The following is a 23,869-nucleotide window of genomic DNA, read 5'->3' as shown; positions in this document are numbered from 1 at the left end:
TGGTACTGCACCCGGGAGGGTGTGGGAGAGTAGGACACCGCCGGACAACCATTAGGTAGAGACCCCCCAACCCACCACGGGTCGGGGGGTCTCCCACATTTAACAACAAAACCACACCGCACTGTTCCTCACCCGGGCTGAAACCCGGCTGAGCCCAGACTCAGCCGGGTCAGCACTCACTAGCGCCAGAACTCAGAGATTTGCTGAGCGAGAGCCTTGCCCTGGTCGAAGCCGGCGTGGGCAGCTGCCGGCCGCAGCGTCAGATCCATCGCATTGATGCCGAACCTATGCTCCGCTTCGCTGTCAGGGAAGATTGTCTCAACCCGGCTCCCGCTACGGCGCAGTTCGTCCACTTGCCCGGATAAGTGCATGCCCCACTCCAGCGGAGTCCGTGTCCGGCCGCCAAACGGTGACAGCACCAATACGCGTCTGTACCCGGCTGCCAGGTCTGCATTCTCAGCGTTGGTCCGGTAGCCGCCGTCGATATAGTGATTGCTGCCGATAGAGTAAGCGAAGCCATTGGCGCAGCTGGCCGCCACTGCGTCAACCAATTCGACTCCGCTATGGCGGTGGAACGCCACTGCTTCACCGGTTTCGGCATCAACCGCTGTGAGCAATATCAGACGTTCCGGCCACTCCTGATGGGGCAGCCGTGCTGCTACAGTTGCGCGCCACCGCGCACTGGAGCCGTCCATAGCTGCGGCCATGTCGATTGCCGCGGCGCCCATCCGGCGGCGCATATCAGCCATATCCGCAGAGGACGCGAGGATTTTGCCTGTTCGTTCCATGTGGTCGGTCACGGGCCGGGCTCTGTTGTTGGCGCCAACGGTATCAACCACGCCTGAGGGTCTCGGCGGAGCGGCCGCAAGGACGGCGTCAAAGAGGTCGGCGGGGTTGGCCCCGGTAAACTGGGCCGCCGCCGTCGAACCAGCCGAAGTTCCGACGGTGAGGTCCGCGGCAGTCACGTCCAACCCGGCGCCGAACAGGCCGGCAACGATGCCGATAAGCCACGCGTTACCGGTGGATCCGCCGCCGCCGAGGACTAGCGCCCGCTCACCGGCGGGCACCCTTTGCGCTCCGTCAATCCTCAGCTGTGGCTGGTATGGACCCGGATGCTCGAAAGTCGGGGAAGAGGGCAGAGGAGAAGAAGGTGATGTGTTCATGGGAGTCGCCTTTCGCGAATTGCCTGATGGCGCTCCCAGTGGCAACTAATTCAGTCGCGAGATCGTGGACTCCACGGGAGCGCCCACTGAGAATACTGCGTACATGGGACTCACCTCCTGTCGAAAAATCACGATCACCGGAAAACTATCACTCGGCCCACGTGTTCGCAATCGGTAGGGTTGTCACAGGTAGAGTCTGGGAATGATTCTCACGCGAAGCCTGCACGATCCCTCAGCGGAGAAAGAGGACGGTCTACTCCTCCTGCGTCCCTTGGAACCTTCAGATGCCGGGGCTTTGGCTGCCGCTTACCGGCGGAACCGTGAGCACTTGGCACCGTGGGAACCCAGCCGGGCCGATGAGTTCTTCACCACCATGGGCCAGACCGCGGTGATCCGGGCCAAGCTGAACTTCTACGACCAGGGCGCTGAGGTACCTTGGGTGTTGACTACACCAGAGGGCATCATCGGCATGATCACGCTCTCCGGAATTGTCCGTGGGCCGTTCCTGAATGCCAACCTCGGCTACTGGGTGGATGCCGCCTGGACAGGCAAGGGCATAGCGTCAGCCGCGGTGGCCGCCGTCGGGGGTATGGCCAAAACGAGCTCGGTCTGCACCGTATCCAAGCGGCTACCCTGGCCCACAATAGGGGCTCCCAAGCCGTCTTGAAGCGGTCTGGTTTCGAGCAGATCGGGATGGCACCGAGCTATCTGCAGATCGCGGGGGAGTGGCAGGACCACGTTCTGTTTCAGCGCATTCTGTTCTAGCGGGGGAGGTTTGGCAGAGCGACGGCTGTCCCTCCTGCCGATGCCGTAGGGTACGCCAAGGGCGTAAAGCACCCCTAAAAACCGCGAAAATCCGGTGATTTTGGTCAAAAAGGCGCGGAAACACGCGGAATTTGCTGGCCATGTCATCCCAAGCTGGTAAGTTTTCGAACAGTGGCTTGCTCGCATTCCGCTTGAAAGCTCAAAACGTATGAGTCCAGGAGGACGTAAATGGCTAAGAACCGTAGTGAACTCGTTGCAGAGGTAGCAGGCAAGGCTGGCACCAGCCAGGCAGCAGTCAACTCCGTGCTCGATGCACTGTTCGAAGTTTTCGAGACTTCTGTCGCCGCCGGCGAAAAGATCACCATCCCGGGCTGGCTCGCAGTTGAGCGCACCGACCGTGCAGCTCGCACCGGTCGCAACCCGCAGACCGGCGAAACCATCCAGATCGCAGCCGGCCACAGCGTCAAGCTGACCGCTGGCTCCAAGCTGAAGGCTGCTGTCGCCAAGAAGAAGTAACTACTCTTCGGCGAACGCCTTGAAGGGACGGCAACCTGATGGTTGCCGTCCCTTTTGTTGTTAATGCCGTTCCAGCTGTTAGGTAATGCACATAGCGCCTCTTTCGATTCGCAGCCCGGCGGCAGGTAGCGGACAATGGATAAGTGCCATCAGCAAGAAGCTCAGCTACTGCCCCTTCGCCTGTTCCCAAGCCAGGAGCGCGGGGAGGCACTACAGTCGCGGGCATTTCCTTGCCTTGGCAGCTGGCGGGTCTGGCGGCGCTGTTCCTGACTCTTGCGGCGGCTCTCATCTTCTCCGGCGCCTCAGCTGCCCGGCAGGTGTCTGATCCAGGCGAATTGGTCCGCTGGGGCCTTCCTTTCGCGAAAGCCGTCCACAACGTGTCAGTGGCAACAGTGGTTGGTGGCCTGATCTTTGCTGTCGGCATCCTGCCCAAGAACCTCGGTGGCTCGCGGTCCCGTGAGAAGGATGTTGACGCGCCCGAACATCCGGCCTTCGCCCGAGCCTTGGCAGTCGCAGCGGCAGCGGGCGCAGCCTGGACGTTGTCGGCGGTGGCGGTCCTTGTACTCACTTACGCAGATGTCGCGGGGCAGGGGCTCTCAGGAGACGCAGAATTTACGCGCTCCCTCGTCTACTTCATGACGGACATTGAAACCGGCAAGGCATGGCTCGCGGTCACCATCATTGCGGCTGTTGTCACCACCGCCTTGTTCGGCGTCCGATCGCTGACAGGCCTTGCGTTCACCCTCCTGCTGGCCCTGATCGGCCTGATTCCTACAGCCTTGATCGGTCACTCCTCCAGCTCCAGCGATCATGAAGGAGCCATTAACTCCCTGGGCCTCCACCTTGTGGGCGTTTCCACATGGGTTGGCGGCATCATCATGCTTGCGGTCCTCTCCGGTATCCTTACGGGTTCCAGGAGTAAGGGCACAGCGGACATCACCGAGCAGACCCTGCGCCGCTTCTCGTCGTTGGCCGGCTTTGCCTTCGTCCTGGTGTTCGCCTCGGGTGTCATCAACGCTGCCATTCGTGTTACCAACCCCGCCGACCTTTTTGGCTCGGCTTATGGGCAGCTCATTATCGCCAAGTCGCTGGCAACGTTGGTATTGGGCGGAATCGGCTTCATGCACCGCCAGTGGGTCATTCCCCAGCTTGGCAAGAACGGCTCCATGTCGGCCCGCCGTGTGCTGTGGCAGCTTGTGTTGGTTGAGCTTCTGGTGATGGGCGCGACGTCGGGACTCGCCGTTGCGCTGGGACGCTCCGCTCCGCCGCAACCCACCACCTATGCACCTGATGCTTCGCCGTCCTTCATCCTCGCCGGTTACGAGCTTCCACCCGAGCTGACGCCGGAGCGCTGGCTCACTGAATGGCGCTTCGACTGGCTATGGGTGGGAGTCGCCCTGTTCGGCGCGGTCACCTACATCCTCGGTATCGTCAAAGTCCGCAGGCGTGGAGACAAGTGGTCCTGGTTCCGGACAGCCAACTGGATCATCGGACTGGTGGTGCTCACGTACATCACTTCGGGCCCGCCCGCCGTCTACGGCCGCGTGCTGTTCTCGGCGCACATGGTGGATCACATGGCCCTGACAATGGTGGCGCCGATCTTCCTTGTCCTTGGCGCGCCAGTGACCCTTGCCCTGAGAGCCCTTCCCGCCAGGGGTGAAGGCACTCACGGCTCACGCGGCTTGCGCGAGTGGCTGTTGCTGTTTGTGCACTCCAAGTTCTCGCAGATCGTCACCCACCCGTTGTTCGCCGCGGCGAACTTCGCGGGCTCAATCGTGCTGTTCTACTACTCGGACCTGTTCAGCCTCGCGATGCGCGAGCATGTGGGCCACGAGCTCATGAACGTGCACTTCCTGCTGACTGGCTACATCTTTGTGCTGAGCATGATCGGTAGCGATCCTCTTCCCCGCCGTGCCCCCTACCCCATGCGCCTGCTGCTATTGCTGGCCACCATGGGCTTCCACGCGTTCTTCGGTGTGGCCATCATGGGCGGGACAGGGCTGCTGGCAGCGGACTACTTCGGCAACCTGGGCCGGGCTTGGGGCCCATCGGCCATTGGGGACCAGCAACTGGGCGGTGCCGTAGCGTGGGGTATCGGCGAAGTTCCTACTCTGCTGGTGGCAATCGGCGTGGCCGTAATGTGGTCGCGCTCGGACGAACGGGAGACCCGGCGGGTTGATCGGGCAGCCGACAGGAATAACGACGCCGATCTCAGTGCTTACAACGATATGTTTGCCCGGCTTGCTGACCGCGACGCCAAGATGGCCAACCGCACCACCCAAGCAGCCAGGACGCCCCAAGCAACCACAACGGCGCAGGCGGAAGGCAGGAACGCCGAACGCCCCGCCACGGATACCTCCGGGCAAACTGAACCGAACACCAAGCTGGAAGGACGCTGATGAGCGAAACCGTACGTACCCAACACCGGGTCCGGGCCTCCGAACTGGAGGGCCGCGGCTGGCTCAACACGGGCGGGAAATCCCTTGACCTCGAGTCCTTGCGCGGCAAGATCGTGCTGCTCGATTTCTGGACTTTCTGCTGCATCAACTGCCTGCACGTGCTGGACGAGCTGCGCCCGCTTGAGGAAAAGTACTCGGACGTGCTGGTGACGGTCGGCGTGCATTCGCCCAAGTTCGAACACGAAGCGGATCCCGTAGCACTGGCTTCTGCCGTGGAACGCTACGAAATCCACCACCCTGTCCTGGACGATCCTGAGCTCGCGACGTGGAAGGCGTACACCGCTCGCGCATGGCCCACGCTGGTGGTCGTTGACCCCGAGGGCTATATTGTGGCCCACCTCTCCGGCGAGGGCCACGCCGACGGCCTCGCTGTCCTCCTTGAGGAACTCGTGGCCGAGCATGAAGCCAAGGGGACCCTCCACCGCGGTAACGGCCCGTATGTGGCTCCCGAGCCGACGTCGGGCACCTTGCGCTTCCCCGGGAAAGCAACCCAGCTTGCCAACGGCAACTACCTGGTAGTGGACTCCGGCCATCACCGCTTGGTGGAACTCCGCCCCGATCTTGAGACCGTGGAGCGCGTCATCGGCTCCGGCACCAAGGGGTACCTGGACGGACAGTCTGAGATCGCGCAGTTCAACGAACCCCAGGGTGTCACCCTGCTGCCCTCCGAATTGGCGTGGAAGCTCGGCTACGACGCGGTGGTCGCTGACACCGTCAACCATCGCCTGCGCGGCGTCACCTTGAGCTCCGGCTACGTGCAGACCCTCGCAGGCAACGGTGTCCAGCGGCTGCTCGACGCCGGTCCTGCCCGGGTGACAGACACGGGCGCCGGCACTTGGTCCGAACACCACGACGGCGGCCCGGCTGACTTCGCTGCCGACGCGATCGATGTTGGGGCGTTGGGTCTCGGCACCGAGGTTTCCCTGTCCTCACCGTGGGACGTGGTCTGGAGCGAAAAGCTGCAGCGGGTTGTGATCGCCATGGCGGGAACCCACCAGATCTTCGCCTTCGACCCCCTGGCCAACGAGGTTTCCATCCTTGCCGGGTCCGGACTTGAAGGCCTGCTGGACGGCAAGGCCGAGGAAGCCTGGTTCGCGCAGTCGTCCGGACTGGCCATCGATGGTGAAGACAACATCTGGGTGGCTGACTCGGAAACATCCTCGCTGCGTCGCTTGGTGGTCAGCGATTCCGGTGTGAGCGTGGAAACCGCCATTGGCAAGGGCCTGTTTGATTTCGGGTTCCGTGATGGAGAGGCTGCTGAAGCTCGTCTGCAGCACCCCTTGGGTGTCACGGTTCTGCCGGACAATTCCGTGGCCATCGCTGACACCTACAACGGGGCCGTCCGCCGCTACGACCCTGCCACCAAGTCTGTATCCACCTTGGCGAGGGGCCTCGCTGAGCCGAGCGACGTCGTCGTGGTTCAAGTAGAAGGCAGCGATCCGCTCCTGGTAGTTGTGGAGTCGAACAAGCACCAACTGGTTCTGGTTCCCATTCCCAAGGAAGCCCAGCAGGTGGATGAGGGAGCATCACAGACTCACCGTCCCAAGAGCCCCGTAACTCCCGGGAACCTTGAGCTCGCGGTGCGTTTCCAAGCTCCTACCGGCCAGAAACTGGACGACCGTTGGGGCGATCCCACACAACTGAAGATTTCCTCCACACCGCCGGAACTGCTGGTCTCCGGTGGGGGCACATCGGTGGGCCTGCTGCGCACCCTCGAGCTGTCTGCTGACGTTCCCGAGGGCATCCTTCACATCACCGCCCGCGCTGCAGCCTGCGATGGCCCCGAGACCGAAGACGGCGAAATTCCCGATCACGCGGCTTGCCACCTCTATCAACAGGACTGGGGCATCCCGGTAGTCCTGCAAGCCGACGGTGAGTCCGAGCTGGTGCTGGACCTGCGCGGCATGGACTAAGCCTTACAACTGAAATGGCCCGGGTCTGACTCCTCAGGGGTTGCCCCGGGCCTTTCTTATGCCCTGGGAGCCGTCAAAAGTGGGCTGCCCCGTAGCTCCGGCTTATCCACATAGCTCACTTTGGCAGTGCCGGCCTTATGCCTGAAACTGCAGGCTGGGGCTTATGGAGCCAGAGGAAGCCCTGCGACGATTGGGCGGCGTTGCCATGACCCGGCAGGTGCATGCTCAGGGTGCCAGCGACACGGCAATTCGCTCCGCGGTGAGGAGGGGAAGCATTCAGCGCGTCGAGCGCGGAGTTTTGGGTCTTCCCGGCGCGGATCCGGTCCTTGTGGCCGCGGTGTCGTCGAAATCCCTGCTGACGTGCGCATCAGCTGCAGACCGCTATGGCTTGTGGCTGCTTCATAAACCCATCGAGCCCCACTACTGGCAGAGCAACGGGCGACGCACGGCAGGGTGCATCAGTCATCGGTTGTCCCTGTCCCAACCGCGGCCGAGTGAGCCGTATGTCGCACTGCCTGATGTGCTACTACACGCCCTTTTCTGCCTCCCCAGGTTGGAAGCGCTGGTGATGGTTGAAAGCGCCTACATCCGTGGGGATATCACCCTTGATTACCTGAATCGCCACTTACCGGGCAACCGTGCCGGGCAGGCCCGCGACGTTTTGGCCAACGTGGACAGGGGTGCGGGGTCGCTGCTGGAAACCTTGGCGCGGGTCCTTTTCCGTGACGTTGGCATTCGCACTGAGACCCAGGTTTGGATCGAGGGCATAGGGACCGTCGACTTTCTCCTTGAAGGATTCCTCATAGTTGAACTCGACGGCATTGCTTTCCATCTGGATCCACGCCAATTCAAGAAGGATCGTCGGCGGGACAACGAAGCAATCAGGCAAGGAATGCTGGTGTTGAGGTTCTTCTACGACGACGTGGTGTACGAACCGGAGAAGATGCTCCGGCATGTGCGTGAAGTTCTTCTTCGTGGGCCGGCTCGCATGTGGTCGAACTAGCCCATTTTAGGTTCGCTTTGGTGCCGGTGAGAGCATTGACCGCGGTCCGTCTCCATGGAAACTGGGCCATTCCAGCGCGTGAACCAAAAAAATCAGAAGGTCAGCATGGGCGTGACGGTTACAGTGTCTGCGCCCACGTCCAGCTGGGTGGTGAAGCTGAAGTCGTGCTCCACGTTGAGGTCGTTGACCAACCCGGTGAAAAGGTTGATCTCCCGGGCAGTGAGAGTGGCTTTACCGTTGAGCGGAGCCACCACCCATTTACCGCTGAACGGCTCAATGGTGATCTTGGGGTACTCGGTGATTTGCCACTTGATGGTTCCGTCTACGACGCGGGCGTTGCTTGCGTGATAGAACGGGCAATCCGGCTGCAGGCGCTGTTGCTCGGTAGCTTGGGCGGCGCACGTGTCCAGGAATTCCCTGACCTTGCCAGCCACGGCTTCGTTCATGGCAGCGGTGGACCGTGTCTGCAGATTCAGGGGTGCCGTGCCGCCGTCGCGTGTTGAAACAAGGGCCGATGTGGTCGGTGCTTCGAAGTACGTACCATTCAGGCTTGCCTCGTACTTGCCGGGGAAGAACACGGCAAAGTTGTTGCGGCCGTTGGGCATATTCACGGGTACCCCGTTGAGCGTGGCCTCGCTGGCGTTGACCACGGTGACTTCAATGGTGGGAAGCGTTGTGGGCACGAACGCCCATTTTGCGAAGAACAGCCACTGGGTCCCGGTCCGTTCCATCAGGAATTCCGTATGAAGCCGGCTGCCGTCAAGGGTGTAGTCCACCGGCACAGCCATCCGGTTGCTGCCCCGCGGTTCGGGGTTTCCCACCTTGATATCGGACAACTTGGAGGCGGCCGTTTGTAAGGCTGTACCGTCCAGCATGGCGGGGTTCGCACTGGGCACTTTGGCGCGAAGCAACCCCAACGCTTCTTCGCCTTCGCCCTTTTGCAGGGCCTCCAGGTATTCCTTGACGGGCTGTTGAGGACTGGCCACAGAGGAGCTCACCAGGTTGATGCACACGATGGCTCCGGCGGCAGCAAGCATCAGACCGAGCAGCCATCCGGCTGCGGTCTTGACGAACGCTTGACTCAACTGCACGCCCTTTACGTTACCTGCCGCGGCCGCTATCGCCGCGCAGGAAGGCCTCGGAGCGACTTATATCCACCGATTGGAGAAGGCACGACGCCGGGCGGCAGCGGGCGCTGCTGCCACCCGGCGTCGTGGTTCCGCCGGCAAACAAGAGCAAACAGGACTAGCGGCGACGCCGCGAGGAAGTGCCGAAGACGCCACGCATGAGATCACGGCCAAGCTGCGTTCCCATGGATCGGACCATGCTCTTGAGCCCACCGCCCAACGCTCCACCGAGGGCGCCGGCGATGTCACCGAACACGCCGTCCTGAGGGGACGGCTGCGGGGATGAACGTGGGGAGGACTTCGGCGCTGGCACCGGCTCAGGCGGTGCCGGGAAAGGCTCAGGCGACGAGGACCGGGAGCTGGGACGGCCGAGGATTTCTTCCTCAATACGGCGGGCTTCGGCGTCGATGTCCGCTTGCGAATTACCGGAAGACGAAGAGGCAGACGCCGGTACCGGTGGCAACCCGGGCGCTGCGTCTCCGGTAGGAACGGCCGCTTGGCCAGTGAGTTTCTCGTAGGCGGACAGGTTGTCCACGGCCGTGCCGTACTTGACCAGCAAGGAGGACGCAGCAACCGTACTGCGAATGAGCTCGTCAGCGCTGGGCCCCATCACGGACTCGGGAGCGCGGAGCCGGGTCAGGGCAACGGGGGTGGGCGCACCCTTCTCGTTCATCACGGTGATGACGGCCTCGCCGATGCCAGCGGAGGTGAGGGTCTCTTCGAGGTCGTAGTCGCTGACAGGGAATGTGGACACCGTGGCCTTCAACGCTTTGGCGTCCTCCGGGGTGAAGGCGCGCAGAGCGTGCTGCACGCGGTTGGCCAGCTGGCCGAGGACGTCTGCCGGAACATCCTTGGGTGTCTGGGTGACAAAGAAGATGCCCACGCCCTTTGAACGGATGAGCCGGACCGTGGTGGTAATGGCTTCGAGGAAGGCCTTGGAAGCACCATTGAACAACAGGTGGGCCTCGTCCAGGAAGAAGACGAGTTTGGGCTTGTCCAGGTCGCCGGCTTCGGGCAGGTCCTCGAACAGGTCGGCTAGGAGCCACATGAGGAACGTGGAGAACAGCAACGGCTTGGTTTGCAGCGTGGGGAGCTCCAAGCAGCTGATGACGCCGCGGCCGTCGGGTGCGGTGCGGAGGAGTTCAGCGGTGTCGAACTCGGGCTCGCCGAAGAACTTTTCCATCCCTTGTGCCTCCAGTGTGACCAGCTCACGCAGGATCACACCGGCTGTGGCCTTTGACAGCCCGCCAAGGTTTGCGAGTTCGGCCTTGCCTTCGTCAGAGGTGAGGAATTGGATGACGGCGCGGAGGTCCTTGAGGTCGATCAGCTCGAGATTGTTCTTGTCCGCAAAATGGAAGATCAACTGGAGGCTGGATTCCTGGGTGTCGTTCAGATCCATGATGCGCGAGAGCAGGATGGGACCGAACGAGGTAATGGTGGCGCGGACGGGGATGCCATGACCGTCGCCGCCAAGGCTCAGGAACTCAACCGGAAAATTCTTCGCGGACCACTCCTGACCAAGCGCCGAGGTGCGGGCCGTCAGCTTCTCACTGCCAGTGGCCGGCGTCGCCAACCCTGACAGGTCACCCTTGATGTCCGCGAGAAAAACCGGAACACCCGCCGTGCACAGCTGTTCGGCGATCATGTGCAGCGTGACGGTTTTGCCGGTGCCCGTGGCGCCGGCCACCAGTCCATGCCGGTTCATCATGGCCAGCGGCAGGCGAACCTGTGCCTCTTTGTGGATTTCGCCGTCGACGATCGCGGCACCCAGCTCGATGGTTGCACCCTCCAGGGTGTAGCCCTGCTGGATGGTGGCGAGTTTTTCGGCAGTTGTTGCGGTGGGTTTGTTGGCCATGCGCATAGCTTAGCTGTGCACGGCAAGATCCTTGCTGAAGGCCAAATGCTTGATTTCCTCGGGGTCTGCGGCGAGGTCGAACAGTGCTTTGTAACCTGTGGCGAGGTAGAGGTTTTTCGCTTCGGGCTGGCGCGGACCCGTGGTCAGGTACAGCTTCCGGTAGCCCCGCCGTCGAGCCTCATTTTCCAGTTCGGCCAGCACCAGCCGCGCCAGACCTCGACGACGATGTGCTGAATGCGTCCAGATCCGCTTCAGCTCCGCGGTGTGCTGGTCGTAGCGGCGGAACGCGCCGCCAGCCACGGACTCGCCGTTCTCCTGGATGATGATCAACGCGCCGTGCGGAGCTTCAAATTCATCGGCAGGGTACCTGTTCAGTTCCTCCGCAGCGCCGCCGGTTCCGAACAGGTTGCCGTAGCGGGTTTCGTATTCGACGGCGAGCTCGTCCAGGAGCGGGCGGACGCGGGGATCGCGCATGGGCAGGCTGAGGACGGTAAGGCCCGACGTCGGCAGGGTTGGCGTTGTTGTCATGTCAGGCCTTTCGTAGGTGGAACCCAAGTAGGTAGCAGTTAACGTCGTTTTGAGGGCTCATAACGACGTTAACTGCGACTCAGTTGGGCGGGTGGCGGCAACCGTGGACAGGATCCGGCGGGCCAGGGCGTCGTTCTCCCGGAAGGGTGCGGCATTGGTGTTGGGACGGGCAAACGCCCCCGCGCCCCACCCCGACGTCCACGGGCCCACCGCGAAAAGACCCTTCCGAGGAGTAGCAACAGGGGACAGGACCTCGTGATTCCCGGAGACCAGGAGTTTGCCGGTGGAGTGGGCGCCCTCGGACGTGAGGAGCCTCTGCTCGGTGCCCCATCCGGCGTCGTGCAGGTCAGCCAGTGCGGGATTCGCCGAACGTTCCACGGAAGCGGCCGGCAGCCGCGCCTCAATGTACGCAGCGGCATCCACCACCACCGGCGACTGGAACGTCCCGGCCACGAACCTGCCTACGGAGTCATCAGCTCGAACCCACATGCCCGGTCCCAGGAACTTCAGGAGCCCGGCCCTGTGCAGGGCAAGCATCTCGCGAAGCCGGTGCGCGGGCGGCCCCGAGTCCACGAAACTGAAGAAGCCATGCCACCAACCATGGATGGTCTGCTGGGAGCGCGCGTTGAGCCGCTCCTGGGGGACCAGGCGACCCAGGTCCATATAAACGAACAATAAAGCGGTGAACAGGGCCAGGGTCTCCGAATGGTCGGGGCTGGTCCGGAGGTCAAGGTCGTTCTGGATGTACGCGGCCACGGAGCGCTGGACCGATTCATGGCTGGCGAACGCGCAGCCGCTCAGCGGGTGGTCCAATTTTTCGAGGTCCAGGCGCAGGGCAGGGTCCGGCACGGAAAACGCCACCAGTTCTTCCCGATCGGCGCTGTACCAATCAACGGCGTCGAACCTCACCTCGAAGCTGGCCCACGTCCCGAGCACCCGCGACGGGTACCCGGTAAACAGCTCGCGGTAATAGGCGTAGCCCGCATCCTTGGCGATCAACGGCCACAGGTGTGCACGGAAGTCGAGTTCCTGGTGCTCTGCGAGCAGGGCACCGATGGCCTCGGCCGTGAAGTACTGCGGACGGTTGACCGGCTCGCCGCGCAGAACGGAAGAGATCTTGGAGTGGTAAGGCACACCTCGTCGCGACCCGGCCCAGACCCGCGGCTCGGCACCGGAGGGCACGTACTCGAGCTCGCCGTCGGGCTTTTCTTCAAAGCGGCCGCCGCGACCCTCGAATAACAGCACCATCAGGTCCACAAAGGCGAGCCCCATGCCGGAGACGATCACGTCCTGCCCGGGTTCAATCGCGGAGTAATCTACATCCGTGGTGTACGACGGCGGCGCATGGAACCCGCCGTGCCGGGCGGCGAACTCAGTGAGCCTGGCCGATTCGGGATCAGGCAGGGAATCGGTGTGGCCCAGGGCGTAAACCACGACGTCGGCAACCACCTCGGTGCCCGAGGCCAAGTGCACGCCGTGCACACCGCCATCCGAAGAACGCACGACGCCGGTGGCCGTGTCGCGATGCACTGTCACGGTCACGTCAGGACCAAGTGAGGAAACGGCCCGGCGGAAGAACCACTCAAGATACTTACTCTGCAGCTGCCGCGTGGGGAATGTCGCGGGAGTCAGTGCGCGAAGTTGGGCAAGGATGTGGGGCTCGAAAGCGGGAACGTCCCGGATACTGCCATCCAGCACCCCCGCAGCCCAGGTGGAGAGACCGGGTCCGTCAATCGAAGGTCCGTCGCAGGCAACCGACGCATCCGTGAACATGGTGACGTCCGCAGCCGTGGAGTTCAGCAGCAGCCCGGGATCCTGGTCATAGCGCCAGATCCTCCCGGAGCCGGGTTCGTGCGGTTCGATGACATGGACTTGCAGGGAACCGTGGAACAGTGCGGGACGGTTGGCCGCGAGCCGTTCCAGGACGCCGGCCGTGCGCGGGCCGCCGCCAATGAAGGCGATAGCGGGTACTCGTGGCGGCATGGGATCTCCTGAAAAGCAGTGGGTGGTGATGCCCAATCTAGGGACGAAACAGGCTGCCGGTCGAGGCGGCGGTAACCGCCGTTCACCACACGTCACGAAGCGTTAAGACGCGCAAAACCACGTCTCATTTCAGGGTTCGGGAAGGAAATTGTGACGCTGTGCGAACTCCTGCGAAGCCACGCGAAGTCCAGTGAAGAAGTGCAAATTCCCGCCTTGCTGCCGGGTTTCGCGCGGCCCTAGATTGGCAGCCATCCGATAGTCAACAACCGATCTGAAATGAGGTGGCGCATGAGTGCAATCGCACCGCCTGCCACGGCGGAAACGTCACCGCCCACCCCGGACTACTCCGAGTACAAGCTGGTGCCGGCCCGGCATCCCTGGCGATGGGTGGGCACCGTTCTGGTAGCCGCAGGTGTCGCAGCCATTGCATGGTCGCTGGTTACCAACCCGCGCTGGGAGTGGGGAGTGGTGGCTGAATGGTTCACTGCCCAGTCGGTGGTCAACGGACTCATCGAGACCCTTAAGCTCACTGCCATTTCCGGGGTCCTTGGCTTCGTCCTCGGGTTCATCCTGGCCCTCATGCGCCTGTCCGCCTCGCCGCTGCTGGTCTCGGTGTCCTGGACGTTCTCATGGATCTTCCGCTCTACGCCGCTGCTGGTCCAACTTCTGCTTTGGTACAACCTGGGCTACCTGTACGAGAAGATCAGCCTGGGCATCCCGTTCACTGATGTCCGCTTCTTCGAGGCACAGACCACAACGCTGATCAGCCAGTTCGCCGCAGCCGTCCTGGGGCTCACCCTGAACCAGGCAGCCTACTCCGCCGAAATTATCCGCGGCGGCATCCTCTCCGTGGACCAGGGCCAGCTGGAAGCTGCTTCCGCCTTGGGCATCCCGGCATGGAAGCGTTCCACCAGGATCGTGCTGCCGCAAGCCATGCGCGCCATTCTGCCCAACGCGTTCAACGAGATCATCGGCCTGGTCAAGGGCACCTCGATTGTTTACGTCCTGGCCTACTCCGAGCTCTTCTACACTGTGCAGGTCATCTACAACCGGACCCAGCAAGTGCTTCCACTGCTGCTCGTCGCCACGCTCTGGTACGTGGTGATCACCTCGGTGCTGAGCGTTTTCCAGTACTACATTGAACGCCACTTCTCCAAGGGCGCCCTGCGGACCCTGCCGCTCACGCCGTTGCAGAAGGCCCGGAAGTTCTTCACCACCCACGTTGCTGCCACTCCCACCAAGGACGCCCGATGAGCATCATCGCTGCACGCAAAGAATCCACGACGGCGGCCCAGGCTGGCGGTTCAGCCGGCGGTTCAGCCAGCGTTCCTGCGGGTACGACGGCGGCCCGGCCCGCCTCGGCGGACAGGAAGGCCACCCGCGGTCAGGTGGACATCACCAACGTCCGGAAATCCTTCGGCGCTACCGAGGTCCTCAAAGGCGTTTCGTTGTCCGTGCCGCCGGGAGGCGTTGCCGTGATCGTCGGTCCGTCCGGCTCCGGCAAGTCCACCCTGTTGCGCACCATCAACCACTTGGAAAAAGTCGACGGCGGTTACATCACCATCGACGGCGAACTGGTGGGTTACGAGGTCCGCGGCAACAAGCTCCACGAGCTTCGTGAGAAGGACATCCTCAAGCAGCGCACCCACATTGGCATGGTGTTTCAGAGCTTCAACCTGTTCCCGCACCTCACCGCCTTGGAGAACGTCATCGAGGCACCGATCGTGGCTCAGAAGCGGTCCAAGGCCGAAGCCCGGAAACGCGGCCTCGAACTCCTGGACAGGGTTGGCCTGAAGGATCGCGCCGACGCTTACCCTCGGCAGCTTTCCGGCGGCCAGCAGCAGCGTGTCGCGATTGCCCGGGCGCTGGCACTCGATCCCAAAATCCTGCTCTTCGACGAGCCAACCTCGGCGCTGGACCCTGAACTCGTCAATGAGGTCCTGGACGTCATCCGTGAACTGGCCAAGTCCGGCACCACTCTCATTGTGGTGACACACGAGATGGGCTTCGCCCGGGACGTCGCGGACACTGTGGTGTTCATGGACCAGGGCCAGATTGTCGAGTCCGGCACGCCGCAGGAGATCTTCGCCAACCCCCGCGAGGAACGCACCCGCAGTTTCTTCTCCAAAGTCATCGAACCAGCTTTCAACATCTAGGACATCCCATGCTTCGCAACACCCGCGCCTTCACCTCCAACAAAAGCAGGCTTCTGGCACTTGCTGTACTTCCCGCCGTCGTGCTTCCAGTGCTGGCCGGGTGCTCCGACCCTGGGGCGTCGGCAGCCCAACCGGAGTCCGAGGCTGCCAAGAACGGGATCGTCTACAACACGTCCGTAGAGCAGAACCGGATCCGCGGCGAGAAAGACGCTGCTGCGGCGGGGGCCGTTCCTGCCGCCATCGCCAAGGACGGCAAGCTGACCGTTGCCACCACCGCGGGTTCCATTCCGCTGTCCTTCCACGCCACGGATGACAAGACGCCGATCGGTGTTGAGGTGGACATCGCGCAGCTCGTGGCCGACAAGCTCGGGTTGGACCTGGACCTCCAGGTGACGTCGTGGGAGAACTGGCCGCTGAAGACCCAGTCCGGTGATTTTGAGGCCGTCTTCTCCAACGTGGGCATCAACGCCGCCCGCGTGAAGTTGTTCGACTTCTCCACCTACCGCGCCGCGTACATGGGATTCGAAGCGAAGAAGAGCTCCACATACGACATCAAGGGTTCGGACGACATTTCGGGCTTGAAGATCTCCGTCGGCTCGGGCACTAACCAGGAGAAGATCCTGCTGGCGTGGAACAAGGAGCTTGAGGCCAAGGGTAAGGCGCCGGCCACCCTGCAGTACTACTCCTCCGACGCCGACACCATCCTGGCGCTCTCCTCGGGCCGCACGGACCTGAACCTGGCACCATTCCCATCGGTGACCTACCGGGAGAACACCCGCGACGACCTCAAAGTGGTTGGCAAGGTCAACGCCGGATGGCCTGCAGAAACACTCGTTGCTGCCACCACCCTCAAGGGCAACGGGCTGGCTCCTGCCATCACCGATGCCCTGAACTCCACCATCAAGGACGGCTCCTACGGCAAGGTCCTGGAACGCTGGGGGCTCTCCGAAGAAGCCATCCCGGAATCCAAGACGGTCACCGAAGCCACGTTCGGGACCGGCAAATGAAGTTCCAAGTCCTGGACATCATTCCCCACGTGAAGAACCCGGTCACGGGGGAGATCGTCTCTACCTCTGACCGGCTGAACCAGGTGGTGGAAACGGCCCGGCGTGCCGAGGAACTCGGCTTCGACAGTTTCTCCGTCGGGGAACGCCACGCAGGCGGGTTCGTTTCCTCATCCCCGACGACGGTCCTCGCCGCGATTGCCGCGGTGACCAGCCGAATCCGGCTCCAAACCGGTGTCACCGTGCTCTCCGTGCTTGACCCGTTGCGCGTGGCCGAAGATTACGCCACCATCGACCAACTGAGCCGGGGCCGTTTGGAACTGGTGATCGGCAAAGGCAACGAAGTCCTGCAGTACCCGCTCTTCGGGCTGTCCCTGGACGATCAGTGGGACCTCCTGGCCGAGAAGTACGCGCTCCTCCGCACGCTGTGGCGCAAGGAAAGCGTCACCTGGTCCGGCCGCTTCAGGTCACCGCTCGCCGAGCCAACCACGACGACGCCCCGCCCCTTTGCGGGGTCGCCGCGGATTTGGCACGGCTCGGCTACAACCCTGACGTCCGCTGCGCTCGCCGCCAAATGGGGTGACCCATTGTTTACGGCCAACGCCATCCAGCCCCGCGGGAACTACAAGGTCCTGATCGACCACTACCGCGAAGAGTACGGGCGTCACGGGCACGATCCGCGGCACCAGTACCTCGGCGCGGGCAGTGGCGCAGGAGGTGTTTTCATCGCGGACACAACCCAGGAAGCCATCCGCCAGTACGGGCCTGTTTATGAAGGGCTAACCGCCAGCCGAAATGTCCCCGGCAACAACTCTCCCTTCAGGGACATCCAACACGCCGTAGCCGAAGGTCCGGCACTCGTGGGCAGCCCTGAGCAAGTGATCGACAAAATCCTCAGCTACCACTCCCTGTATCAACACGACCTTCAGTCGATCTCCTTGCCCACCACGCTGCCTTTTGAACAGCAGCTGGAGATCCTGGAGCGCTTCGCGCTGGAGGTTATTCCGGCCGTCCGGGCTTCCGCGCCGAGCACATTGTGGGAAGCCGAAGATCCCTTCGGAGGCCGGCCAGAATTCGCCGGAGCCACCGAACCCGACGCCGCAGCAACCGTCACAGCTGACCACGCCTTCAACAGGAGCGATACCGCCAATGTCTTTGCACACTAAGAGCGCTACGCACGCCGCAACCGCCTCGGAATCCTTTGACGAGGAATGGCAGGAGTGGCACGAGGCCCATGAGCGGCACCGTGCCCACCCGCATGGTTTCCTCGCCGTGACCCACCTGCATTGGCTTAGCAACGAGGCGAAACCGCTGGAAGGCGTGCCCGGCAGCTGGAGTGCGGAGGACGACGTCGTGCGTGTTGTCCTCAAGCCGGGCGAAAGCCTGCAGCAGGACGGCGTTGAACTGAACACCGGCAAGACGCTTGAGTTCGGCCCTATAGAGGAACGCGGCGGCATCAACCTGGTTTCCGGCGATACCGTGATCGAGGTGGCCAAACGCGGCGGCGAGTACATCGTGCGGCCACGGAACCCGTCCAACGCTCTCTTGAAGGAATACCAGGGCACACCCGCCTATACGCCCAATGCCGCGTTTGCCGTAGCCGGTACGTTCGTCCCGTTCGAGGCTCCGCGCCCCACCACGGTGGGCGCCGCCGTCGAAGGCATCCACCACGTCTACGAAGCGCCCGGTGAGATTCGCTTCAAGCTGGCCGGTGAGGAACTGGCGCTGACGGCGGTCAACGGCCATGAGCCGGGTTCGTTGTCCGTGCTGTTCACGGATCAGACCTCCGGCAAAACCACCTACGCGGCCAACCGTTCGCTCTCCGTGGTCCCGGCCGCCGATGGCTCCGTGCAACTCGACTTCAACCGGGCCGTCAACCTCCCGTGTGCCTACACCGACCTTGCCACCTGCCCTTTGCCACCCGCCGAAAACCGGCTTCCGGTGGCCATCGAGGCGGGCGAGAAGATTCCCTACGAACGTCAGGACCAGCAGTGAGCACCTTCGAAGAACGCAAGGCCGGATTCCTTGCCATTGAACTCGACGACGCGGGGTATGGGAACCTTGCCGCCGCCGTCCTCGCGGCCGAGTCGGCCGGTTTCCATGTGGCAACTTTCAAGGACACGCCGGAGGCCGGAAGGGTCAACGCCCTGCAGCGTGCGGCTTTCGCCGGACCAGTGACCCGGACCATCGCCGTGGTCCCCGAGGTGGATACCGTCTATACGGAGCCTTTCCACGTCTCCACGCAGCTCGCGAGCCTGGACTACGTGTCGCGCGGCCGGGCCGGGTGGATCGCGACCGCGGCGGAGTCACCCGAGGCTGCTGCCGCCGTCGGACGCTCTTTTGTCCAGGGCGAGGCGCTGGCACAGGAAGCAGCGGCGTCCATCGAGGTTAGCCGGAGGTTGTGGGACTCCTGGGAGGACGACGCCGTGATCCGCGATGTTCCCACCGGGCGGTATATCGACGTCGACAAGCTGCACTATGCGGACTTCGAAACTCCCGCGGACTTTGCAGGACCGGCCTATTCGGTGAAGGGCCCTTCCATCATTCCCCGGCCGCTGCAGGGTCAGCTGCCCGTGTTGGCCGCGGCATCGCTGGTGGGGGAGGGTTTGGTGCCGGTGGAGTCTGCGGACGCCGTGCTGGTGACGGCGCCGACGCCGGAGCTGCTCACTGCCGAGATCCGCGACGTGCGGGCCCGGCTTGGTGCTTCGGTAGCGATTGTTGCAGAGCTCGACGTCGTACTGGACGCGCGCGGGCAGGCTGCGGACTCGCGTTCCGGAGCCGCAGAGGAGACCGGACAAGCGCGTTTTGTCGGTTCGGCTGCCGGCCTCGCCGATCTCCTCGATTCGCTCCTCCAGGAAGCCGACGGTGTTCGACTCCACCCGGCTGTCCTGGAAGTGGACCTGGAAGAACTTTCACGGCTCGTCCTTCCCGAGCTGCGACGCCGCGGTGCCCTGCAACCTCCCATCCAAGACGGCACGTTCCGTAACGTGCTGGGTCTTGCTCCGGCGGAGAACCGCTATTCGACCACTGCCGCGGCTACTGTTGCCGCCGGAAAGTAGGGGAACACCATGACACGCCACATTTTCCAGCCAAGCGGCAGGATCCAGTTCGGGATCTTCTTCCAAGGGGTCAACTCCGGCACCATCTGGAAAGCACCCCAAGCAGGCTCGCAGACGGACTTCGAATCGTTCCGCCACATCGCCCAGACCGCGGAACGGGGCAAGTTCGCAGCGTTCTTCCTGGGTGAAGGGCTCCGCCTCCGCGAACATCTAGGACGTCCCCATGCGCTCGATGTCGTGGGCCGGCCCGACGCGCAGACCATGCTTGCCGCATTGGCAGCAGTCACCAGGAACATCGGCTTGGTGGCTACGCAGAACACCACGTACAACGACCCCGCGGACCTCGCGCATCGCTTGTCTTCCCTGGACCTGATCTCCGGTGGCCGGGCCGCATGGAACATCGTCACCACAGACAACGCCTGGACCGGTGCCAACTTCCGCCGTGGCGGATACCTGGACCATGCTGACCGGTACAAGCACGCCGAAGCGTTCGTGGAAACCGCCAAGCGTATTTGGGACTCGTGGGAAACCCCCACCGGACCTGCGCGACGAGTACTTCACGAAGGCCAGCACTACACCGTTGACGTCACTCCGCGCCTGCCACGTAGCGCCCAGTACCGCCCCGTGCTCTTCCAAGCCGGCGATTCCCCGGACGGGCGCGACTTCGCAGCCCGCCAAGCAGATGTGATCTTCTCCGCCCACCCCAAATTCGACGACGCTGTAGAGTTCCGCCGCGACATCGTTGCACGCTCCGTCGCAGCCGGCCGCAGTGCCAACTCCGTGCAGATCATGCCTGCCAGTGAGTTCATCCTTGCCGCCACGGACCAGGAAGCCCAGGAGAAGAAAGCTTGGGTGCGGAGCCTGCAGATCGGCCCGCAACAGGCCATTGCTTATTTGGAACAGTTCTGGGGCCGCGAACTCTCGTCCTACGATCCCGACGGCCCTCTTCCGGAGATCGATCCCGTGGTGGAGGAAACTTCCGAAACCCGCGGCAGCGGCTTCCATGGTGCCAAGGCCCGCCAGCTTGCCGATCAGTGGAGGGCCGAGGCCAAGGACAAGGGCCTCTCCATCCGCCAGTTCGTCACCTCCAAGACGGCACGCATCGACGCCACTTTTACCGGTTCGTACACGGCGGTGGCCGACCACCTCGCCGAATACGCCCGCGTGGGCGCCGTGGATGGATTCAACATCTCGCCATGGCTCATCCCCACAGGTTTGGACGACATCGTGAACCACCTGGTGCCCGAGCTCCAGGAACGCGGCGTTTACCCTACGGAATACAGGGGCACTACGCTCCGCGAAAACCTGGGACTGGAGACGCCGGTGCGGTCCGAAGATTCGGTGCACGTCTGATGAGGGCAGAACGCCTGCTGAAGAACTTTCTGCGTCGGCTCGGCTTGCATCCGGGCCTACGCGGGACAGAGCCCGACGGCGGCGGCTCGAGTGCCGCCGTCGTCGACGTTTCGCGCGGAGCGGTCAGCCTCCAGCTGACGGTGTGGGGGCAGGCGCTTTAGCGGCCCAAGGGCGCTAGAGGAGTTCCCTGAATACGTTCCAGCCGGTGCCGATGGGTCCGTACGGACCATAAAGGCTTGTGGTCGCGGCGCCCGTTGAGTACAGGACAAGATCACCATCTCGATCGATGGCAGCAAGATTGTTGTATTTCTGATGGGCGGCACTACCTAGGCCCGCCACATCCAGGAAGTCATTCCAGCCGCCACCCATGTACGCCTGGGCGCCCCAGCCGCCTTGACCGTCGGCGGAGTACAGCTGCAGGCCACCACTGTGATCGCGGCCGAAGACCTCCACGGTGCCGTCGCCGTTCATATCGCCGCCGGGGATGATCTTGTTCATGACCTGCCAGCCCCAACCCACCTTGGTTGGCGCGAGCCAGCCGCCGTTTCCATTGCCCGGGTACAGGAACAGATCGCCGCCCGCGTTTCGTGCCAGGACGTCGTTGGTGCCGTCGCCGTTGAAATCCCCAGGGCCCACGATGGAATCGAAGATGTTCCACCCGGCACCTACTTGGCGGGTAGGAAGCCAACCGCCGTCGCCGTCTCCGCGGTAAAGGAACAACTGGCCGGACGCGTTCCTCGCCAGGAGGTCATTGAATCCGTCGCCATCAAAATCTCCGGGAGAGAAGACGATGTTGAACATGTTCCAGCCGGCCCCGACTTGCCGGGGTTCATCCCACGAACCGATATAGGCCGGGCAAGGGCCCTCGCACCGGCCTTCGTTATAGACGTACGTCCTCGGGTACAGGATGAGCCTGCCATCATGCGTGCGGGCGAGGGGTTCGAAGTTGCCCCGGCCTGTCCAGCCCATGGCGCGACTGGAGGCTTTGATGGGTTTGGTCTCGGCGCTCAGCTGTGTCCCGGTGGGGCAGCCTGGTTCGCCGGGGGTTAGCGGGTAGACCCTCAGGGAGATGCGGCTGCCTTGATCCTCGGGGAGGACCCGCAAGGTTTCACCCTGACGCTCGGCAGGAAGTGGTTCGCCGTCGCGCAACCATTCCAAGGTGATCGCATCGCCGGAGCCGTCCGGGTTCCTGCACCCCCAATAGTCATAGTTGTACTGTCGTCTCATCTCAGAACCGACGTAAGGAACGCCGTCGATAATCGGTGTCGGCTGGGACGCTGCAGAGGCTGGCCCCACCCCCAGCACCCCCGCCCCCAGCACGGAACCCAAAAGTCCCATTGCCATTACGGTCGTGACAGAGCGCCTCAACGAGCGCGATCGAAAGATCCCCATTTTTCCCCCCGGAAAGTATCGCGTCGTTGCCGCGTGGTGTGCTGAGGTTACCGCACTTCCGTCCGTGGAGTCAGGGGGTTGACGGGGCCACCATGAACACATCGATGGGGTCCTCGGATTCCAGCACGAAGCCGTGACGCTCGTAGAGGCGACGGGCCGCGCTTCCCTGCAACACGTCCAGACGGAACGGGCGTTCGTCCACGGATGCAGACATAACGTGGCGGAGCACTGCACTGCCCAACCCTTTGCCCTGATGTGCCGGAGCAACATAGAAGTGTTCAATCCACCGGCTATCCGGCTCGGGGCGGACAGCAATCACGCCGGCGTCTACGCCGTCCGAATGAATGATGTACGTGTGCTCGGGCTGGAATCCGTTCAAGAAGCGCTCGCGGACCCGCACAGGATCGAAACGCTGTAACCGCTCAAGGTCGGCTCGCATCACTACAGCACGAAGTTCGGCAATCCACGCGGCGTCGGTAGCTACGGAGGGGCGGAGGACAAAGTCAGCGGACATGCCATCAAGCCTATGCCGACCAGTTCGAGGCCGCCCACGAAAACCATAGGATGAAACCGACGAAAGGTGCAGCCACGATGGTCACACGCGAAGAAGTAGAAGCAGCGTACTCCCGGACAGCCGGCTGGGTTCGCCACACGCCGCTCGCCGAGAGTGGCAACCAGGAGCCGTACCACCTGTGGTTCAAGTGCGAGTACATGCAGCACACCGGCTCCTTCAAGGCCCGTGGTGCTTTCAATCGCCTGCTCACGGCGAAGGAAAGCGGGGAGCTCAATCCGGAGGTGGGCATCGTGGTCGCTTCAGGTGGCAACGCTGGCCTGGCCAACGCTTACGCCGCAGCCAAGCTGGGAGTCCCTGCAACAGTTTTCGTTCCAGAATCGGCCCCGGCAAACAAGGTCCACAAGCTCTACGCAAGTGGTGCGAAGGTAGTTCAAGGCGGCGCAGAGTACGCGGAGGCCTATGCCGCTGCGATCCGCTTCGCTGAAGAAAAGGGGGCCGTCTACTGCCATGCCTATGATCAGCCCGAGATCGTGGCCGGCGCAGGTGGCGTTGGGCTTGAGCTCCTGGACGAACTGCCCGACGTCGACACGATCCTGGTTGCTGTGGGCGGTGGTGGGCTGATGGGCGGCATCGCTGCGGCCGTCGAAGGAAGGGCGCACGTGGTGGGCGTCGAACCTGAAACTGTCCCAACCTTGCACACCGCGTTGGCCAAGGGCGAACCGGTGGATGTGGCGGTCTCCGGGATTGCCGCGGACTCCCTCGGAGCCCGGCGGATCGGAGAGATCGGCTTCGGAGTTGCCCGGCGTACGGGTGTCCAAAGCCTGCTGGTCACGGACGAGGACATTGTCCAAGCCCGCCGTGCCTTGTGGGAGAAGCATCGCATCGTGGTGGAGCACGGCGCAGCCGCAGCCTACGCCGCGCTGCTGTCCGGCGCCTACACCCCACGAGCAGGCGAAACCGTTGCTGTCATTCTTTGCGGCGCCAACACGGACCCCGCCCACTTCTAACCGCACCCAACTGAGTGACAGCAAACGCTCCATTGAGCGTTCATTGCGACATGTGCTGTTACTCAGTTGGGT

Annotated in this window: 20 protein-coding genes and 1 pseudogene; 14 read left to right on the top strand and 7 right to left on the bottom strand. The window is 63.0% G+C overall.

All coding sequences use genetic code 11. The features are described from left to right. Positions 1 to 179 precede the first annotated feature (179 nt). Positions 180 to 1,163 (bottom strand): patatin-like phospholipase family protein, encoded by a 984-nt coding sequence (locus ACIQTW_RS08910; RefSeq protein ID WP_402936144.1) that lies wholly within the window; start codon positions 1,161 to 1,163, stop codon positions 180 to 182. A gap of 202 nt (positions 1,164 to 1,365) precedes the next feature. On the opposite strand from ACIQTW_RS08910, the pseudogene ACIQTW_RS08905 reads away from it, so the two are divergent. From ACIQTW_RS08905 to ACIQTW_RS08885, 5 genes and pseudogenes are all read left to right on the top strand, one after another. Then, a pseudogene (locus ACIQTW_RS08905) lies at positions 1,366 to 1,928 on the top strand (GNAT family N-acetyltransferase). 228 nt (positions 1,929 to 2,156) lie between these two features. Then, complete coding sequence (locus ACIQTW_RS08900; RefSeq protein ID WP_011776355.1) at positions 2,157 to 2,444, top strand: HU family DNA-binding protein; 288 nt, start codon at positions 2,157 to 2,159, stop codon at positions 2,442 to 2,444. Positions 2,445 to 2,587: 143 nt separating this feature from the next. After that, positions 2,588 to 4,843: a cytochrome c oxidase assembly protein gene (locus ACIQTW_RS08895; protein ID WP_402936142.1), complete on the top strand. Its 2,256-nt coding sequence runs from the start codon at positions 2,588 to 2,590 to the stop codon at positions 4,841 to 4,843. Further along, positions 4,843 to 6,816 (top strand): NHL domain-containing thioredoxin family protein, encoded by a 1,974-nt coding sequence (locus tag ACIQTW_RS08890; protein ID WP_402936140.1) that lies wholly within the window; start codon positions 4,843 to 4,845, stop codon positions 6,814 to 6,816. Before ACIQTW_RS08895 ends, ACIQTW_RS08890 begins: the two co-directional genes overlap by 1 nt. Positions 6,817 to 6,979: 163 nt before the next feature. Continuing rightward, positions 6,980 to 7,819 carry a DUF559 domain-containing protein gene (locus ACIQTW_RS08885; protein ID WP_402936138.1) on the top strand — a complete coding sequence of 280 codons (840 nt, stop codon included), beginning with the start codon at positions 6,980 to 6,982 and terminating at the stop codon, positions 7,817 to 7,819. A 92-nt stretch (positions 7,820 to 7,911) separates the two neighbouring features. Here ACIQTW_RS08885 and ACIQTW_RS08880 read toward each other — a convergent pair whose 3' ends face one another. The 4 genes from ACIQTW_RS08880 to ACIQTW_RS08865 form a co-directional block, all read right to left on the bottom strand. Beyond that, positions 7,912 to 8,940, bottom strand: a complete 1,029-nt coding sequence (locus ACIQTW_RS08880; RefSeq protein ID WP_402936284.1) for a hypothetical protein — start codon at positions 8,938 to 8,940, stop codon at positions 7,912 to 7,914. Between the two features lie 124 nt (positions 8,941 to 9,064). After that, a complete protein-coding gene (locus tag ACIQTW_RS08875) occupies positions 9,065 to 10,807 on the bottom strand; it encodes a helicase HerA-like domain-containing protein (protein WP_402936136.1) in 1,743 nt (580 codons plus the stop codon). A 3-nt stretch (positions 10,808 to 10,810) separates the two neighbouring features. Continuing rightward, the gene (locus tag ACIQTW_RS08870; protein WP_402936134.1) at positions 10,811 to 11,329 is read right to left on the bottom strand and encodes a GNAT family N-acetyltransferase; all 519 of its coding nucleotides are present in this window, start codon (positions 11,327 to 11,329) and stop codon (positions 10,811 to 10,813) included. 57 nt (positions 11,330 to 11,386) lie between these two features. Then, complete coding sequence (locus ACIQTW_RS08865; RefSeq protein ID WP_402936132.1) at positions 11,387 to 13,312, bottom strand: FAD/NAD(P)-binding protein; 1,926 nt, start codon at positions 13,310 to 13,312, stop codon at positions 11,387 to 11,389. Positions 13,313 to 13,600: 288 nt separating this feature from the next. Here ACIQTW_RS08865 and ACIQTW_RS08860 point away from each other — a divergent pair, with 288 nt between their 5' ends. The 8 genes from ACIQTW_RS08860 to ACIQTW_RS08825 are packed head-to-tail and all read left to right on the top strand — an operon-like array spanning position 13,601 to position 21,045. After that, the gene (locus tag ACIQTW_RS08860) at positions 13,601 to 14,566 is read left to right on the top strand and encodes an amino acid ABC transporter permease (RefSeq protein WP_192812011.1); all 966 of its coding nucleotides are present in this window, start codon (positions 13,601 to 13,603) and stop codon (positions 14,564 to 14,566) included. Continuing rightward, the gene (locus ACIQTW_RS08855; RefSeq protein WP_402936129.1) at positions 14,563 to 15,468 is read left to right on the top strand and encodes an amino acid ABC transporter ATP-binding protein; all 906 of its coding nucleotides are present in this window, start codon (positions 14,563 to 14,565) and stop codon (positions 15,466 to 15,468) included. The genes ACIQTW_RS08860 and ACIQTW_RS08855 overlap by 4 nt, the downstream gene beginning before the upstream one ends. 8 nt (positions 15,469 to 15,476) lie before the next feature. Next, positions 15,477 to 16,475, top strand: coding sequence for an ABC transporter substrate-binding protein (locus ACIQTW_RS08850; protein ID WP_402936127.1), 999 nt, complete (start codon positions 15,477 to 15,479; stop codon positions 16,473 to 16,475). Next, complete coding sequence (locus ACIQTW_RS08845; protein WP_402936125.1) at positions 16,472 to 17,638, top strand: LLM class flavin-dependent oxidoreductase; 1,167 nt, start codon at positions 16,472 to 16,474, stop codon at positions 17,636 to 17,638. The genes ACIQTW_RS08850 and ACIQTW_RS08845 overlap by 4 nt, the downstream gene beginning before the upstream one ends. Then, the gene (locus ACIQTW_RS08840) at positions 17,622 to 18,467 is read left to right on the top strand and encodes a DUF1684 domain-containing protein (protein ID WP_402936123.1); all 846 of its coding nucleotides are present in this window, start codon (positions 17,622 to 17,624) and stop codon (positions 18,465 to 18,467) included. Before ACIQTW_RS08845 ends, ACIQTW_RS08840 begins: the two co-directional genes overlap by 17 nt. Beyond that, a complete protein-coding gene (locus ACIQTW_RS08835; protein WP_402936121.1) occupies positions 18,464 to 19,531 on the top strand; it encodes an LLM class flavin-dependent oxidoreductase in 1,068 nt (355 codons plus the stop codon). Before ACIQTW_RS08840 ends, ACIQTW_RS08835 begins: the two co-directional genes overlap by 4 nt. Before the next feature lie 9 nt (positions 19,532 to 19,540). Next, complete coding sequence (locus ACIQTW_RS08830; protein ID WP_402936119.1) at positions 19,541 to 20,884, top strand: NtaA/DmoA family FMN-dependent monooxygenase; 1,344 nt, start codon at positions 19,541 to 19,543, stop codon at positions 20,882 to 20,884. Continuing rightward, positions 20,884 to 21,045, top strand: a complete 162-nt coding sequence (locus tag ACIQTW_RS08825; protein ID WP_402936117.1) for a hypothetical protein — start codon at positions 20,884 to 20,886, stop codon at positions 21,043 to 21,045. The genes ACIQTW_RS08830 and ACIQTW_RS08825 overlap by 1 nt, the downstream gene beginning before the upstream one ends. 13 nt (positions 21,046 to 21,058) lie before the next feature. On the opposite strand, the gene ACIQTW_RS08820 is transcribed toward ACIQTW_RS08825, so the two are convergent. Both ACIQTW_RS08820 and ACIQTW_RS08815 read right to left on the bottom strand, forming a co-directional pair. Then, positions 21,059 to 22,276, bottom strand: a complete 1,218-nt coding sequence (locus tag ACIQTW_RS08820; protein ID WP_402936116.1) for an FG-GAP repeat domain-containing protein — start codon at positions 22,274 to 22,276, stop codon at positions 21,059 to 21,061. Positions 22,277 to 22,346: 70 nt separating this feature from the next. Then, positions 22,347 to 22,790: a GNAT family N-acetyltransferase gene (locus ACIQTW_RS08815; RefSeq protein ID WP_402936114.1), complete on the bottom strand. Its 444-nt coding sequence runs from the start codon at positions 22,788 to 22,790 to the stop codon at positions 22,347 to 22,349. Positions 22,791 to 22,867: 77 nt separating this feature from the next. On the opposite strand from ACIQTW_RS08815, the gene ACIQTW_RS08810 reads away from it, so the two are divergent. Next, positions 22,868 to 23,797: a threonine/serine dehydratase gene (locus ACIQTW_RS08810; RefSeq protein ID WP_402936112.1), complete on the top strand. Its 930-nt coding sequence runs from the start codon at positions 22,868 to 22,870 to the stop codon at positions 23,795 to 23,797. Positions 23,798 to 23,869: the final 72 nt, after the last annotated feature.

Origin of the sequence: Paenarthrobacter sp. NPDC090517 (genome assembly GCF_044769165.1) — a bacterium.
Taxonomy (GTDB): Bacteria; Actinomycetota; Actinomycetes; order Actinomycetales; family Micrococcaceae; genus Arthrobacter.
Note: the sequence above shows the minus strand (reverse complement) of the source record. Positions and strands in the feature narration are given on the sequence as shown.

Bases quoted from the DNA above. Each gene is read 5' to 3' on its own strand.
- ACIQTW_RS08810 (WP_402936112.1), top strand. From the start codon at position 22,868: ATGGTCACACGCGAAGAAGTAGAAGCAGCGTACTCCCGGACAGCCGGC.
- ACIQTW_RS08900 (WP_011776355.1), top strand. From the start codon at position 2,157: ATGGCTAAGAACCGTAGTGAACTCGTTGCAGAGGTAGCAGGCAAGGCT.
- ACIQTW_RS08825 (WP_402936117.1), top strand. From the start codon at position 20,884: ATGAGGGCAGAACGCCTGCTGAAGAACTTTCTGCGTCGGCTCGGCTTG.
- ACIQTW_RS08840 (WP_402936123.1), top strand. From the start codon at position 17,622: ATGTCTTTGCACACTAAGAGCGCTACGCACGCCGCAACCGCCTCGGAA.
- ACIQTW_RS08890 (WP_402936140.1), top strand. From the start codon at position 4,843: ATGAGCGAAACCGTACGTACCCAACACCGGGTCCGGGCCTCCGAACTG.
- ACIQTW_RS08850 (WP_402936127.1), top strand. From the start codon at position 15,477: ATGCTTCGCAACACCCGCGCCTTCACCTCCAACAAAAGCAGGCTTCTG.
- ACIQTW_RS08865 (WP_402936132.1), bottom strand. From the start codon at position 13,312: ATGCCGCCACGAGTACCCGCTATCGCCTTCATTGGCGGCGGCCCGCGC.
- ACIQTW_RS08885 (WP_402936138.1), top strand. From the start codon at position 6,980: ATGGAGCCAGAGGAAGCCCTGCGACGATTGGGCGGCGTTGCCATGACC.
- ACIQTW_RS08875 (WP_402936136.1), bottom strand. From the start codon at position 10,807: ATGCGCATGGCCAACAAACCCACCGCAACAACTGCCGAAAAACTCGCC.
- ACIQTW_RS08830 (WP_402936119.1), top strand. From the start codon at position 19,541: ATGACACGCCACATTTTCCAGCCAAGCGGCAGGATCCAGTTCGGGATC.
- ACIQTW_RS08870 (WP_402936134.1), bottom strand. From the start codon at position 11,329: ATGACAACAACGCCAACCCTGCCGACGTCGGGCCTTACCGTCCTCAGC.
- ACIQTW_RS08910 (WP_402936144.1), bottom strand. From the start codon at position 1,163: ATGAACACATCACCTTCTTCTCCTCTGCCCTCTTCCCCGACTTTCGAG.
- ACIQTW_RS08855 (WP_402936129.1), top strand. From the start codon at position 14,563: ATGAGCATCATCGCTGCACGCAAAGAATCCACGACGGCGGCCCAGGCT.
- ACIQTW_RS08815 (WP_402936114.1), bottom strand. From the start codon at position 22,790: ATGTCCGCTGACTTTGTCCTCCGCCCCTCCGTAGCTACCGACGCCGCG.
- ACIQTW_RS08820 (WP_402936116.1), bottom strand. From the start codon at position 22,276: ATGGGGATCTTTCGATCGCGCTCGTTGAGGCGCTCTGTCACGACCGTA.
- ACIQTW_RS08860 (WP_192812011.1), top strand. From the start codon at position 13,601: ATGAGTGCAATCGCACCGCCTGCCACGGCGGAAACGTCACCGCCCACC.
- ACIQTW_RS08845 (WP_402936125.1), top strand. From the start codon at position 16,472: ATGAAGTTCCAAGTCCTGGACATCATTCCCCACGTGAAGAACCCGGTC.